Below are 15,366 nucleotides of genomic sequence, written 5' to 3'. Positions count from 1 at the left end.
TAGAGAGAACTAGGTGGCAGAAGCAGCTATCGCTGAACGTAAACCGTCGCAGTGGCGCATTTCAGCGTCTACGCAGGCGGTTGACGACCCGTTGTTAGATTGCTTGGTCTTATTGACCGAGCACTATGGTTCACCGTGCTCTGGCGACGCCTTAACGGCAGGATTACCCATGACTGATGCGTTGCTGACGGCGGATTTATTTCCGCAGGCTGCGGCGCGCGCAGGGTTAACGGCCAAGCTCTCGCGGCGCCAACTAAAAGCGCTACCGAAACTTTTGTTACCTTGCATACTTCTTTTGACCGACAAAAAAGCCTGCATTCTGCGTGAAATTGACGAGAAAGAAGGCACAGCGCTGATACAAACCTCAGAGAGCGGCGGTGAGGAAGAAATGTCTCTGGCTGAACTTGAGTCCATGTATGTCGGCTATGCATTTTTGGTCAAACGTCAGTATCGCGGTGACAACAGTGTCGACCTGCATTTACACGACACCAAAATCCATTGGTTCTGGCAAACCGTCAAAGACGCCTCCCCTATCTATCGCGATGCGTTAATCGCGTCGGTATTAGTGAACTTGTTCGCCTTGGTCTCGCCGCTGTTTGTCATGAATGTGTATGACAAAGTGGTACCTAACCTGGCGTTTGAATCTTTGTGGGTACTGGCATCGGGAGCACTGATCGCGTTTTTCTTTGATTTTCTCATGAAGAAAATGCGCTCTTACTTGATAGATATTGCAGGCAAGAAAGTCGACATCATCGTGTCATCTCGCTTGTTTGCGCGATTAATGGGGATCCCGTTAGAAAAACGCGCCAAAAGTGTCGGCGGTATGGCCAAGCAACTGGGTGAGTTCGATGGTATTCGCGACATGTTAACGTCGGCGACTATCACTACCTTGGTCGATTTACCCTTTGCGGCCTTCTTCATTTTTGTGATTTACCTTGTCGCGGGCGATCTGGCGGTCGTGCCTGTTGTCGCGGGTATCGCCATTCTAGGTTATGCATTTATTGTGCAGCCGCGCCTGAAAGCCGCCATTGAAGAGTCCAATAAATACGCCAGCCAAAAGCACGGTCATTTGATTGAAAGCCTATCCGCCTTGGAAGGGATCAAAGCCAACGTGGCTGAAGGTATTGTGCAAAAAAGCTGGCAACAAATGACCGCACACACCGCTAACTGGAACATGAAAGTCAAACAAATCACCAACTCTGTGTCGTATTTCGCGGCCTTCGTCGTGCAAGTCACCTCAGTAGCCGTAGTCGTACTGGGTGTCTACCGCGTTGCGGATGCTGCCATCAGTATGGGTGGCATTATTGCCGCGGTGATGCTGTCTAGCCGCGCGGTGTCACCGATGGCACAGCTTGCAGGCCTGATGAGTCGCTGGAATCAGACCCAATCAGGTATGCGTCAGCTTAATGCCATGATGGATCAAGAAGACGAGTTCGCAGACAAAGGCCACCTGATTAGCCGTAAGCGCCTGAAAGGCGATATCTATGCCGACAACGTGGGCTTTACCTATCCAGAAACGGAAAAACCGACACTTCACCCCACCAGCATGACTATCAAGGCCGGTGAAAAAATCGCGATTCTGGGTAAAAACGGGACAGGCAAAAGTACCTTAATTCGTATGCTGGCAGGCCTTTATCAGCCAAGCGCCGGCAGCCTGCGTTTTGATGGCGTTGACGCCAAACAAATCCACCCTGCAGATCTGCGCCGCAATGTCGGTTATCTGGCACAAGATGTGACACTTTTCCACGGTACGATTCGTGAAAATATCATGTTCGGCACCCGCCAAGTGACAGAGCACCAGTTAATCCGTGCGACCCAGCTGTCGGGGGTCGGAATCTTCACCTCACAAGACAGCGAAGGGCTGGATAAACAAGTGGGTGAGCGCGGTGAAACACTTTCCCGTGGCCAACGTCAGTCTGTCGCATTAGCACGTGCGCTGCTTAACGACCCGCCGCTACTGATCATGGACGAACCAACAGCCAGCCTTGATGCTCATGCGGAAAACCAGTTTATCCATTCCATGAAGTTCGCCGCAAAAGATCGCACCTTAGTGATGATCACCCACAAAATGGCGCTACTCAACTTGGTAGATCGCGTCATTGTGATGGACAAGGGCCGCATTGTGATGGATGGGCCACGAGACAAAGTTCTTGAGCGTTTAAACAGCAATAACGCAGGAGAACAACATGACTAATCCATTGAAGCGCGATGACATCGAAATGACTGACGATGTCTATGGTGCCATGCTGACAGACGCGCCACTTCGCTACCGCATGGTAATTTGGGGGGTATTCATATTCTTCGCAGTGATGTTGGTTTGGTCTAACTTTGCATCGTTAGATCGCATGACACGCGGCGAAGGTAAAGTGATCCCCTCTTCACAAGTGCAGCTGATCCAAAGTCTTGATGGCGGTATTTTGCAAGCAATGTATGTGCAAGAAGGCCAACTGGTTCAACAAGGTGAACCGCTTGCGCGTATTGATGACACGCGTTTTCGTTCCGACCTCGCTCAGCAAGAAGAGGAGGAATTCAGCCTTCGTGCCAATATTTTGCGTATGCAAACCGAGCTAAAAAGCATCCAGTTAACCCCGACGGCCCCAAACTGGCGCGAGCAAATCCAGATAACCATGTTGCCATTGGAATTTCCCACACAACTTGAAAGTGCCGAGCCGGCACTGATTGCGCGTCAGCGCCAGGAATATGCAGGCCGATTGGTCGACTTGAAAAACAAAGTCGAAATTCTTGCTCGCCAGATCCAGCAAAAACAGCAAGAACGTCAAGAGATTGATTCAAAGCTACGCACCCTATCTAACAGCTATGGCCTGATCAATCGAGAACTAAAAATCACCATTCCGCTGGCCAAAAAAGGCATTGTTTCTGAAATTGACTTGCTCAAGCTTGAGCGCCAAGTCAACGACCTCAAAGGTGAACTGGAATCGCTTCGCTTAATGCAGCCAAAGATCAAATCCACTGTCGACGAAGCGATTTTAAAACGCCGTGAAGCGGTGCATTCGTTCAACAATGAAACCCGCTCAAAAATGAGTGAGTTGGAATCGCGCTTGTCTCGCTTAACGCAGGCACAAGTTGGCTCTCAAGACAAAGTGAACAAAGCGGTGATCACTGCCCCTGTCACTGGCACCATCAAAACCATTCATATCAATACATTAGGTGGCGTTGTTCAACCTGGCATTGATTTGATTGAGATCGTACCCGCTGAAGACAAATTGCTGATAGAGGCAAAAATCGCGCCCAAAGATATCGCCTTCTTGCATTCAGGATTGCCATCGGTCGTGAAAGTCACTGCTTATGATTTCACACGCTACGGCGGTCTAAACGGCACCTTAGAACATATCAGTGCTGATACCACCCAAGATGAAGAAGGAAACAGCTTCTACTTGGTGAGAGTCCGCACCGATAGATCCAGCTTAGAAAAAAAGGATGGCAGTGAATTGCCCATTATTCCGGGAATGCTGACGTCAGTGGACATCATTACCGGAAAACGGACGGTTCTAGAATATTTGCTTAATCCCATTTTAAGGGCAAAAGAATCTGCGCTAAGAGAGCGCTAATAATAAGAATCAAGGAGAGAGACATGAAAAACAGTGTTAGCCAGTCGCTGAAAAAAAGCGTGGCAGCATTGGCAGTGGCTGCGGTATTGCTACCCACGTCAGTTGCCGCTCAATCACTCGAACAGGCAGTGGCAACCGCATTAGATACTCACCCGCAAATCCGCCAAGCATTCAACCGTTTTAAGGCGCGTGAAGAGCAAGTGAACCAAGCCTCTGCTGGTTACTACCCAACGATTGATTTCGATGCAGGTATTGGCCGCGAGTGGACAGAAAGCCCGTCAACCCGTCGAGACGGACTCAACGATAAATATGACGATAACAAAGAACTGACGCGCCGAGAAATTGGTGTCTCCCTTCGCCAAATGCTGTTTGATGGTTTCCAAACCTCCAGCGAAGTTGAGCGCACGGAATATGAAACCAGCGCTGAACAATGGATGCTGTTTGCCTCTGCGGAAAATGTGGCATTGGAAGTCTCTCGTGCCTATCTAGAATACCTGCGCGCAGGTCAAATTGTGGTTCTTGCCGAGCGCAATCTAGAAAGTCACCAGACTATTTTTGATGCAGTAAAACAAAAAACTGATTCGGGCTTAGGCTCAACGGCAGATTTGTCTCAAGTCACAGGTCGTCTTGCCCGTGCGCATTCGAATCTAATTTCATCGAAAAACAACCTTTCTGATGCCACCATCACCTACAAAAAGCTGGTGAATGTTGCACCAGAAGACCTACGCATTCCAGCACCTGATGCCGTTTTGCTGCCAATTAGCTTAGATCAAGCCATTGATATGTCGACAGCCGATCACCCTACCCTTAGATCAGCTGGCAATGATATCAATGCAGCAACAGCACAACGTGAATCTGCCAAAGGCAATTACTACCCTCAGGTCACCTTTGATCTGTCTGCGGGTTGGGATGACAACTTAGACGGTTCCGATGGCCTAAGTCCTTTTGGTGCTGACGTAGGCGGTAACAGCGACGAAGTGCTCGCCATGGTGCGCGTCAGCTACAACCTGTTCTCCGGCGGCGCAGACAGTTCAAGAGAGCGCGAAGCGGCTTACAGCATTAATGAATCAAAAGCGGTTCAACAAGAAGCTTATCGTGACGTTGTTGAAGGTACGACCTTGGCTTGGAACGCGCGTGATTTTCTGAGCCAACAAATGACCTACCTTCGTCAGCATGTTGAATCCGCTATCGAAACCCGTAATGCCTATGAAGATCAGTTCAAACTGGGTCAACGCACGCTTATCGACGTACTGGATTCAGAGAATGAACTCTTCCAAGCACGCCGTGAGTACTTGACGGCCGAATATGATGATTTGATCGCACAATACCGTTTGCTCAACGCAACAGGACAACTGCTGCAATCATTACGCATCACAACGCCTGAAGTCTGGTTAGGCGACGATAGCTACAAAGGAGGCGTACAATAATGAACAAACTCGTTCTCTTACTTCCTATTGTTCTTTTGGCTGGCTGTGCCAATCAAGAAATTGCGACCATGCAAGATGTCTCACCACAAGCCAATGACCTGCGTGATCTTGACTACGACGGCGTGATCAAAGCCCGTGAACTTTGCGACGCAACGTTAAACGGTGCGGCAGTCAACAACGACGGCTGTGCAAAAGACAAAACCGTTAAGCAAAGCTTTCGCCTAGACGTGAAATTCCCCAATGATTCCGCAAAACTCATACCAAGCAACTACGCAAAGCTCGAACAGCTCGCGGCATTTTTGGAAGAGCAAGATGGCGCAGTCGCGACGATTGAAGGCCACGCCAGTAAGGTGGGCAACCCCGCTTACAACTTGTCACTGTCTCAACGTCGCGCTGACGCAGTCGCAACAGCACTGATTGAGGATTTCGACATCCCGGCTTCACGTGTTGAAGCCATCGGCTATGGCGATACTGTGCCCTTGATTGATGAAGACTCGGAGCTTGCTCACGAGACTAATCGTCGTGTAATGGCATCACTTTCTGGCGAATACAGCACCACAGACATGAGATGGACCATTTTCACGTCTGAATAACTTTATGTCGCATGACCTTATGTTACGTAAGCTTATGTTTACATAACGTTACGTATGCATAAGAGAATGGGCCAGTGCACAAGCGTGCTGGCCTATTCTATTCTACGCTATCACGGGCTTTACTATGATAACAAAACGCCTTTCCCTGCTTCTGGTTTATGTGTCAGCTGCGTTGTTACTCGCGATGTTTATAGCAGGGCAGTTGTTCATGAACACCCATGAACAACAAGCTAAGCTAGCGCAGCGCGCCGATGATGCGACACATCAACTCGTACAAACGTTGCCAAAATTTATTGCGTACTACGACACCGATTCGATAAAGCTTATCGTCAACGCTATGCTGTCTCCCGAGCTGGCATCAATAACATTGACCGATCAGATAACTTCAGAAGCGGCAACGTGGTCTTATGACAAGCGCAATGCAGACAACCGCTCAGACAATGAGATATCTAGCCCTTCATATTGGTTTTCAGCGCTGACACAGGTTGCTCCTGTTGAGCGAGTGGTTGAGCTAAAAAATAACGATTCGGTTGTCGCTTTTCTCGTATTGACCTTGTCTCCCAATCAAGCGAATCAAAGTGTCTTCGAACATGTTTCCTCGTTGATAGCGAGCGCGAGCCTGCTGACGCTGGGTTTGTTATTCGTATTCACTCTGGTCACTGAAAAGCACCGACGCGCGATCCGAAAAGCGACATCAACGATCCACCAGTTGGCAGTGCAAGATTTTTCCTCTCAGGAGTCCTCATCGCAACGCTCAGGTTTGACCCTGCTAGATGACGCGATTGATAGTTTGGCACAGCAAGTTCAGCGCCTGATTCAATCACTGAACAACGAGCTCAAAACACTGCACAACAGCATGATGTACGATGCGGTCTCGGGTCTTCCGAATCGTCAATACTTCTCACACCAGCTCAACAGTTGGATGGGGGAAGGTCATGACGCTCAAAGTGCTGTGTTCATCGCTAACATGGCATGGATGGATACGATATATCGTCGCTATGGTTACGCAGCGCGCGATGAAACATGGCGCTTGTTGTCGAACTCACTGCAGTCCGCCCTTGGTAATCAAACCAATATTTGTATTGCACGAATTAGCGAAACCGAAGTGGCACTTCTGTTGCCAGAATACAGCGAAGAGCAAAGCCGACATTGCCTTCATACGTTGATTAGCACACTAAACAATGAAGTGACCATGGCAGGCTTTGATGCCAATGAAGGCTTCCATATTGGTGTGGTTCATGGTCATGCAGTGCCTAGCTCTCAGCTGATGTCTTTAGCCGACAACGCTATGCAGCGCGCGATTCAAATCAACGATGTGTTTGTGTTCAACCGCGGATCCGAAGAGCAAGTGATTGACCGAGAAACCTGGCGATCATTGCTTACAGATACCCTTCGCGAGAAAGCGATTCGCCTGCACTGGCAACCAGTGAATAGGTTGGATAGCGCCAATAGCAAACCCTTTCATTACGAAGTGTTCACGCAGGCATTGATTGAACATCAGTGGCAATCAGCAGGTCGGATCATGCCTTATATCCAGCTGTTTTCGAAAGGTATTGAGTTTGACAAAATCGTCATTGAGTCCTTAGTTGGCATGCACAAGTTACAGTCACTTGAAACGCCTATTGCGCTTAACCTCACCGACGAAAGCCTCTCCAGTGAGGCGTTTACCAATTGGTTGGTACAGACACTCAATACCGCGCTCCCTAGCGAAAAGATATTCTTTGAAATCAGTGAAGCAAGCGCGCGCAACAACTTGAAAGCCTGCATTTCATTTAGTGACAAAGTTCGCGATGCGGGGGCGTTTGTGGGCGTCGATCACTTTGGCCGCTACCTACAGGAAGTAGAGTACTTGGCGAAGCTTAAACCTAGCTATGTCAAACTGGATCAAGCATTGAGCCAAGAACAGAACAGCCCAAATCGTCTGTTTACTGAAACCTTAGCCAATATTGCGGATTCGCTGGATATCACAGTGATTGCAACAGGGGTGAAAGATGAAGAAAATAAAACACGGCTAAACAGAGAATTTATCGATGCATACCAAGGCTTTATTCATCCTCCAGTGATGATTGTCTTAAAAGAGCAAGCCGTCTAAGTCGTATAAAAAAACCCGCTAAGTGCGGGTTTTTTTATTCGAAATCATTATTCGAACCAGTAACTCATGATCAGCGCATCTTCCTTACCCGCTTTTGTCGGGTAATAACCGTAACGACGATCAAATTCGTTAAATTCTAACGCTTCATAGAGCTTAATGGCAGCTTGGTTGCTCTCCCTCACTTCAAGCCATGCTTCCTGCGCCTCCATTTTACGCATACAGGCAAGAAAGCCGCTCAGTAGTTCCTTTCCAAACCCTTTGCCTTGATACATCGGCGCGATGGCAATGTTAAGCAGCGACGCTTCCCCCGCCACACATTGCGCGAAAAAATACCCAACCACATCATCATTCATCACCAACACGCGATTGCAGCCAAACTTTGTCGGTGGCTTGCGCAGTAGGCTTTCTGCCCATGGGTGACTATGCGCCGCGCGCTCAATGGAAACCACCGCATCGAGCCAGCAATCATCCATTGGAAGTAATTCAGTTTTCATAATTTTTTATTTGTTTCCACAGTGCTTTTTTCGCGTTTTGGTCGTCGTTCAACGCAGAGAGTGACGGTGAAGAGAGCGCTTTAACATTCGGCAAGGCGTGCGCAGACACACCGGAAAACCAGCTCCATTCAAGCGAATGCTCGCCCAGCGCCGACAGTGCTCTCGGCGGCAAACGAAGCGCCTGCTCAGGGGTCAATTTCATGCTCGCGAGAATTTTCCCAAACAGCCAAGCTTCATGGTCATTCGGCGCACTCTCACTAACAAACAGCAGCTTGCAGGACGGAGGCAATGTAATGGCCGTTGTCATATTTTCAGGGAACACCACGGGATGCCTAATATCCCACACGGTAATCCCCATTTCTTTAAGACGCTGTAAATCGTTCATGGCACCACGAAAGTCAAAAACTCAACCGATAAATATGCACGCATCCTATCAAAGTTCGCGATGCATCGACATCAAAGCGCGAAGTGATATCCCCAGGCAGCTTCAAGATGCTCGCTCAGCGAGCACTTACTCAGCATAAAAACAAAAGGAGTAGCCACTGGCCGCCCCTCTTGTTTTGAACCAAACATAACGGAACAATCACATCACTGCGACGTTAAAGCTCATCAAACTCTGGGCAGTAATCCACAATGCCTTGCAGGTTTTCAAACGCATGATCAATGATCTCTGTTGCCATAAACGCCTCTTGCGGCACATCCCATTTGCAATGGAATCCGAAGGTGTTTGCGGCGGTAAAGCCAAACTGTTCGTAGTATGCAGGGTCGCCTAACACGACACAGGCTGGGTAGCTTAGCTCCCTCAGGATCTCCAAGCCTTCTTTGACTAATGAAACGGCAATACCCTGTTTACGATAATCAGGATGAACACAAAGCGGTGCCAAGCCTTGGATGCCAGTGTCCATTCCACCGATAGTGACAGGGCTAAACATCACGTGGGCAACGATTTTGCCTTCGTCGTTACACGCCACCATCGACAAGGTGTTGTGACCATTTTCACGCAATGACATCACCAACTTGGCTTCCGCTTTAGTTGGGAAGGCTTTTTTTAGCAATCTGTCGATCGGTAAAAGATCGGCAGGCGCTTCAGATCTTATGAGCATAGTGCGCCTCATTGAGGGGAGCGGGAGCTTGCAGGCCTTTTTGAACAAAGGCTGCTAACGAAAATAGTCCTTGGCGAAGCATGGTCGGTAATGAATCCAAATCCACACTGTCCATCAAGTTCTTCACTTCCAGCCCGAGCTCAGTATCACCTTCAATCAAAAGGCGACGCTGGAAAAACAAAGTATCAGGATCTTCCTTGCGGGCTGCAATCAATATTAAATCGTTCAGATTACCGCTAAATCTAACATCCGGCGCTTCAATGTCTTGTTGCACCACCAGCTTGTCATTATCAAAACTAATATAGCTTTTAAATCCGATATCGCGCACGTGCACTTCCAACCAGCGATTCTCGAGAAACTCAAATTCGCCATCATCCAATGCTTCGCGGAACACGCGTTTTAAGGTTTCTAACATCAATGCTTTTTGCGCTGATGCTGGAACAAGTTTGATTGGCAGTCTAAATAAAGCTGGTGCTTGATGCACCAACGTTGAGTGAAGTTTGTCGAGCAAGGTAATGCTCCAATGCTAAGGGTGCCGAAGATATGACCCATTGTATGCCATTGTGTCGAGCAATGATCATGCCTTACATCAAAAAATAGGGTGCACAAATGCCACGACTATATAAAACAGGGTTGAATTAAATATTAATGCTATTTGTAAGGGCATTAGCCGTCCCTACAACCCTTTATTTGAAATACATCACGATGTGGCAATTTCAATACTCCCCCGAAAAGCGGTATGGGTTCAATAAGCCGATCCTTTAGAGATATAAGCTATATAAAGGTTTATCCGATCACATCACCGTTATATAGTGTTGTCTCAAATTTGAAGTTGAAGTAGGAATTAGCTTCGCAAGCTAGGATGTATGGTGCCTAAATGCCAATCGAGCAGTTAACCTATTGGTTTTCACGTCTGACTCAAAACAGCCCTTTTCTTTTTGCCGTTCTGGACAAAAGCCATCGTTATCTCTGGGTTAGCCAGCGTTATTGCGAAATCAGTGGCCTCGATCACAATGAGTTAGTCGGAAAACAGGATAAAGACATTTTAGGCACAGCCTTCTACGATGCATTATCGCCCCATTATAATCGCGCACTTAATGGCGAGAATACGGAAGGCGAGATAGTTCTCAATGATGGCATTCATGACTCAAGCTTTCACTTCAGTGTTTCCCCACTAACCAGCAGTGAGTGGCCAGAAGGCGCAGTGATTTTTCACGCTGCAGACACGTCTGAAAGGCAAGTACTGACCAGTGCATTAGAGTCGTCAGAAAGCCGGTTTACTAATCTGTGCCAACTGGTTGGTGAAGGGTGCTGCGTACTCGACGATGGCATAATCCTTAGTGCCAACAGCCATGCTGTTAACCTGTTAGGCTTCGATAACCTAAATGAAATTTTAGGTGAAGATATCGAAAACCTTCTGGCAAGTCCTATCAAAGGACAATCCCTCGTTGCCTCTTTAACGTCATTAGCATCTGGACAGCAACTGGTTTGCCAGGCGAGTAATGGTAACGCTGACAGCAAACCTCTGAATATCTCTTATGGCTCTGTGAGCTTACTCGGGGGCAGTTGCGCTCTCATTACGTTATCGCGAACCCTCGCAACAACCGACCATAAGCAGACTATCGAAAAGCTGGCTCAGTTCGATGCACTTACGGGCCTATATAATCGACACGGTTTCTCGCGCCGACTTGAACAGCTCATCAATGGCGAAACACCTCTGCTGATGCTGTATCTCGACATTGATAACTTTAAGAATATTAACGACTCTCTAGGACACCACATTGGCGATCGTGTGCTGCAGGAAATTGCTCAGCGTCTTCGTCGCCAATTACCCGCAGAAACCATATTGGGCCATCTTGGTGGTGATGAATTTGCGGTTTTATTGCCAGAGCAGACTGGTGAAGATGTTGCCGGTGAATTGACTAATAAAATCGTGGAAGTGATCAGCCAACCTTTCGACCTCTACCATTTCAGCAAGTATCTCGCCTGCTCAATTGGCTCGGTAAAATATCCTGGAGATGGTAAAGACGCACGTAGCCTGCTGCAAAATGCTGACACCGCAATGTACGAAGCTAAAGAACAAGGCCGTAACCGTGTTGTGACCTATAACCAACACATGAACAAAGAAGCACGCATGCGTCTTTGGTTGGAAATTGAACTACAAAAAGCGCTGCAAAACAATGGCCTAGAAGTTTGGTATCAACCTAAGGTGAATGCTCAAGATTACACCATCAACGGCGCGGAAGCACTGGTGCGGTGGAAGCACCCAGTTGAGGGCTACATCAGTCCTGCGCGTTTTATTCCGGTGGCAGAACGATCTGGCATGATTGAATTGCTCGGTCGCAATGTGATGCGCGAAGTGTTTCAAGCGGTGCGCCGCTGGCAAAGCCTAAAGGTGCTGCCCGGTCGTGTGGCCATAAACCTATCACCGCAGCAATTTAGTAACCCAAACCTCACTACGCACATGAAAAAACTGCAATCTGCCACGAAAGCTGATCCCTCACTCATCACCTTCGAGCTGACTGAAAGTGCCGTCATGAGCGACGGTGACCATGCTATCCAAATGCTAAATGCCATTAAGGATCTCGGGTTTGCACTCTCAATTGATGATTTCGGTACGGGTTATTCGTCGCTGTCTTATCTGGCCAAGTTTCCACTTGATGAATTGAAGATTGACCGCGCGTTTATCTCAGACATGGAAACCTTCCCAAAACAGGTCACATTGATAGAGAACATTATCAATCTTGGCCGTTCGTTAAACATGTCTGTGGTCGCCGAAGGGGTAGAAACGGGCAAACAGGCAAGCGTGCTCGCCAACCTAAAATGCGACACGATTCAAGGCTTTCATTTCTATAAACCGATGCCAAGAGCAGAATTTGAAGCGCTACTAATAAACAATCGTAAGGCGATTAAAGCCGCTTCCTGATGCCGATAGTTGGCGCACGAACTGCGCCAACTCTATTCGCCTCAAGCCCGTTCATTGCAAACCAGTCACCCAAACTCACCTTCATCCGCCCCCTGCCACCATATAGTCCACAGATCGAATCCGTTACATATCTTGCCCTGAATCATCGATTTCCCATCGGTTTCATTCTTTGTTTACCCAAACCTGCCTTACATCAATACCTTTTGAGGCAACTCTGCCTAAAATCCGGACTTTATGTTCAAACTCATAGCCAGATGCTGACCACGGATGTGGGGAAATTTATGGAATTGCTTTGTCCGGCAGGTAACCTTCCTGCCCTGAAAACGGCCATCGATAATGGCGCCGATGCGGTATATATCGGCTTCAAGGATGGCACCAATGCACGCCACTTTGCAGGCCTGAACTTTGACGGGAAAAAACTCGAAAAAGCGGTTTCCTATGTTCATGATCGAAATAAACATCTTCATGTCGCACTGAATACGTTTGCCCACCCAGATGGTTTCAAACGTTGGACTGACGCGGTTGATGCAGCGGTTGATTTGGGCGTAGATGCACTCATCATCGCCGATCTCGCCGTACTTGATTATGCAGCCACTAAGCACCCTGACATGGAAATTCACCTGTCGGTGCAAGCCTCCGCCACCAACAGTGCTGCCATTGATTTCTATCGTGATCACTTCAACGTTAAGCGCGTTGTATTGCCGCGAGTGCTATCTATGCATCAAGTGAAGCAGCTTTCTCGCACCACCGATGTTGATCTCGAAGTGTTTGCCTTTGGTAGTCTTTGCATCATGTCCGAAGGACGTTGCTACCTGTCTTCCTACCTGACAGGAGAGTCACCCAATACTGTAGGCGCTTGCTCACCTGCAAAATATGTTCGCTGGCAGGAAACACCACAAGGATTGGAATCTCGTCTCAACGACATTTTGATCGACCGCTATAAAGCCGGTGAAAACGCAGGATATCCAACGCTATGTAAAGGACGCTTTGTCACCGACGGAGAGCCATTCCACGCTTTGGAAGAGCCAACCAGCCTGAATACACTTTCTATTTTGCCTGAATTGTTTGCCGCTAACATTGCCTCGGTCAAAATCGAAGGTCGCCAGCGTAGTCCTGCATATGTCGAACAAGTGACTCGCACGTGGCGACAAGCTATTGATAGCTACCTCAAAAAACCAGATGGCTATCATGTGCTTCCGCAGTGGGATCAGTGCTTGGACAGTGTCTCAGAGGGCGCTCAAACGACACTGGGTGCTTACCACCGTAAATGGCAGTAAGAGAGAAAACTATGAAATATTCACTTGGCCCACTTCTCTATTTCTGGCCAAAAAATGACGTTCAAAGCTTTTATCAAAAAGCCGTAAACAGCGACACAGATATCGTCTATCTTGGCGAAACTGTCTGCTCTAAACGCAGAGAAATGCGCACTGCCGATTGGATGGATTTAGGTCGAGAACTGGCACAACACGGCAAGCAAGTCGTGCTGTCGACCATGGCGCTACTTGAAGCGCCAAGCGAAGTCAAAGTGATGAAAAGTTACATCGACAATGGCGAGTTCATTATCGAAGCTAACGATGTCTCAGCAATTCAACTGGCACACGAGAAAAAGATCCCCTTTGTCGCAGGCCCTGCGCTGAACCTTTACAACGCACAAGCACTTCACGTGCTGCTGAAAAAAGGCATGATACGCTGGTGTATGCCGGTTGAGCTGTCTCGAGAATGGTTGCAAAAAGTCCTAGCTGAAGCTGAGATGCTGGGGATCCGCAACAGCTTTGAGGTTGAAGTGTTTTCCTATGGGCATTTGCCCTTAGCCTATTCAGCCCGTTGTTTTAGTGCACGCGCCGAAAACAGACCAAAAGACAAATGCGAAACCTGCTGTGTTAACTACCCACAAGGTCTCGAAGTCAAAAGTCAGGAGGGCCAAGCCGTGTTTACGTTGAATGGTATTCAGACCCAATCAGGTTACTGTTATGACCTGAGTGCTGACATCGCATCCATGCAGGGGTTAGTCGACGTGGTACGCATCAGCCCTCAGCATTTAGACACCATTGATGTACTGGAAGGCTTCAAACGCGGTGATACTGGCTTTGCGCCTCGCACCCATCACTGCAATGGCTACTGGCACAGCATTGAAGGGATGGCGACACACGTTTAACCGCTCAAATGTGAAAAGAGCCACTGATAGCGGCTCTTTTTTGAATGACTTCAACGCTTATCTCACCCACGACATCAATATTATGAAGATGGCGACTGGCTCAACTGTTGTGCAATACGGCTTAGTTCCAACATCGAGTAGCGATGCTCAACGAAGTCATAAACATTACCCGCCATAGCCAATTTATACAGTGCCACGGCTGAACCTAAATCACCCTGTGCCTGATAGCGTTTGGCAAGATAGAAATACCCTTCACACAATCGTTCGGCCAACTGTAAATTATCCATGCTGCTATTCATGACTTCATTAAAGAACGCTTGCTCACTAATATCGTTAAGATACAGCCTTGCTAACTGCCAGCCCCAATCCTGTTTATCAGAGGCTTGGTAACGATCCCTGAGAGCTTGCGTGGCCTGCTCTCTGCCCTCTTTCTCTCGCTCTGCCAGATACAACCACAAGGCGCGGTAGGAATCGTTTTCATTATCACTATAGTGTTTGAGCAAATCGCGTACAGCTAAATCGTAGCGACCACCGTAGTAAAGCGCTATTCCACGGTTACGCTCTGCATACTGATGTGTCTCGTTTAATTCTAAGGTCGAATCGAACGCTTCGTACGCTGCGTCATACAGACCACTCTGGGTGAAATACACACCAAGGATATTAAACACATCTGGTTGTGCAGGGTTATATGACAATGAACGGTTGAAATCTAAACGCGCGAGATCACGCAGCCCTAGGCTGTCATTAATTAATCCGCGCTCGTAGTAGATCTGCGCTCTGTCTTGCTCCGCGATATCATCACGAAGCAGAATTTGGTCAATTCGCGCTAGCTGGACTTCCTGTTGCGTGGTTGACTGCAATGGCACTGCCATTGGCAGGTAATGCCAAGGTTGCGTGTTTTTCACTGAGGTAGACGTAGCACAGCCAGAAAGCAGTAGCAACGAACCAACAATGGTCAACGGCAGCCATCTCATATTTCGCATTAGCGCATCTCTCCTGAAAAACAG

13 protein-coding genes are annotated in these 15,366 nt (G+C 48.1%); 8 read left to right on the top strand and 5 right to left on the bottom strand.

Annotated elements, in window-relative coordinates:
• The first annotated feature begins 13 nt into the window (after positions 1–13).
• From AC3CIC_RS02685 to AC3CIC_RS02665, 5 genes are all read left to right on the top strand, one after another.
• Entirely contained in the window at positions 14–2,194 is a 2,181-nt protein-coding gene (locus AC3CIC_RS02685) for a type I secretion system permease/ATPase (RefSeq protein WP_488515273.1), read from the top strand.
• Positions 2,187–3,569 (top strand): HlyD family type I secretion periplasmic adaptor subunit, encoded by a 1,383-nt coding sequence (locus AC3CIC_RS02680; RefSeq protein WP_017004600.1) that lies wholly within the window; start codon positions 2,187–2,189, stop codon positions 3,567–3,569. Before AC3CIC_RS02685 ends, AC3CIC_RS02680 begins: the two co-directional genes overlap by 8 nt.
• A 23-nt stretch (positions 3,570–3,592) precedes the next feature.
• Complete coding sequence (locus tag AC3CIC_RS02675; protein WP_488515272.1) at positions 3,593–4,996, top strand: TolC family outer membrane protein; 1,404 nt, start codon at positions 3,593–3,595, stop codon at positions 4,994–4,996.
• Positions 4,996–5,589: an OmpA family protein gene (locus tag AC3CIC_RS02670; RefSeq protein WP_488515271.1), complete on the top strand. Its 594-nt coding sequence runs from the start codon at positions 4,996–4,998 to the stop codon at positions 5,587–5,589. The genes AC3CIC_RS02675 and AC3CIC_RS02670 overlap by 1 nt, the downstream gene beginning before the upstream one ends.
• Positions 5,590–5,713: 124 nt before the next feature.
• The gene (locus tag AC3CIC_RS02665) at positions 5,714–7,681 is read left to right on the top strand and encodes an EAL domain-containing protein (protein WP_488515270.1); all 1,968 of its coding nucleotides are present in this window, start codon (positions 5,714–5,716) and stop codon (positions 7,679–7,681) included.
• Positions 7,682–7,728: 47 nt separating this feature from the next.
• On the opposite strand, the gene rimI is transcribed toward AC3CIC_RS02665, so the two are convergent.
• The 4 genes from rimI to ubiT form a co-directional block, all read right to left on the bottom strand.
• On the bottom strand, positions 7,729–8,175 hold the full coding sequence (gene rimI, locus AC3CIC_RS02660) for a ribosomal protein S18-alanine N-acetyltransferase (protein ID WP_488515269.1): 447 nt from the start codon (positions 8,173–8,175) through the stop codon (positions 7,729–7,731).
• Complete coding sequence (locus AC3CIC_RS02655; RefSeq protein WP_017004596.1) at positions 8,165–8,560, bottom strand: DNA polymerase III subunit psi; 396 nt, start codon at positions 8,558–8,560, stop codon at positions 8,165–8,167. The genes rimI and AC3CIC_RS02655 overlap by 11 nt, the downstream gene beginning before the upstream one ends.
• A 214-nt stretch (positions 8,561–8,774) precedes the next feature.
• Entirely contained in the window at positions 8,775–9,278 is a 504-nt protein-coding gene (locus AC3CIC_RS02650; protein ID WP_488515268.1) for a GNAT family N-acetyltransferase, read from the bottom strand.
• Positions 9,262–9,789 (bottom strand): ubiquinone anaerobic biosynthesis accessory factor UbiT, encoded by a 528-nt coding sequence (gene ubiT / locus AC3CIC_RS02645; RefSeq protein ID WP_016961647.1) that lies wholly within the window; start codon positions 9,787–9,789, stop codon positions 9,262–9,264. Before ubiT ends, AC3CIC_RS02650 begins: the two co-directional genes overlap by 17 nt.
• 366 nt (positions 9,790–10,155) lie before the next feature.
• Between ubiT and AC3CIC_RS02640 the strand changes: the two genes are divergently transcribed.
• The 3 genes from AC3CIC_RS02640 to AC3CIC_RS02630 all read left to right on the top strand — a co-directional run bounded on the left by AC3CIC_RS02640 (position 10,156) and on the right by AC3CIC_RS02630 (position 14,359).
• A complete protein-coding gene (locus AC3CIC_RS02640; RefSeq protein ID WP_488515267.1) occupies positions 10,156–12,204 on the top strand; it encodes a sensor domain-containing protein in 2,049 nt (682 codons plus the stop codon).
• A gap of 281 nt (positions 12,205–12,485) precedes the next feature.
• Positions 12,486–13,481, top strand: coding sequence for a ubiquinone anaerobic biosynthesis protein UbiU (ubiU, locus tag AC3CIC_RS02635; protein WP_488515266.1), 996 nt, complete (start codon positions 12,486–12,488; stop codon positions 13,479–13,481).
• 11 nt (positions 13,482–13,492) lie between these two features.
• On the top strand, positions 13,493–14,359 hold the full coding sequence (locus tag AC3CIC_RS02630) for a U32 family peptidase (protein ID WP_488515265.1): 867 nt from the start codon (positions 13,493–13,495) through the stop codon (positions 14,357–14,359).
• Between the two features lie 80 nt (positions 14,360–14,439).
• Here the strand turns inward: AC3CIC_RS02630 and nlpI are convergent, their stop codons facing one another.
• A complete protein-coding gene (gene nlpI, locus AC3CIC_RS02625) occupies positions 14,440–15,342 on the bottom strand; it encodes a lipoprotein NlpI (protein WP_488515264.1) in 903 nt (300 codons plus the stop codon).
• Between the last annotated feature and the right edge of the window lie 24 nt (positions 15,343–15,366).

The organism is Enterovibrio sp. QJM3NY_24 (genome assembly GCF_057786035.1).
The sequence above is the reverse complement of the archived record's forward strand: the minus strand, read 5'-3'. Positions and strand labels throughout refer to the sequence as shown.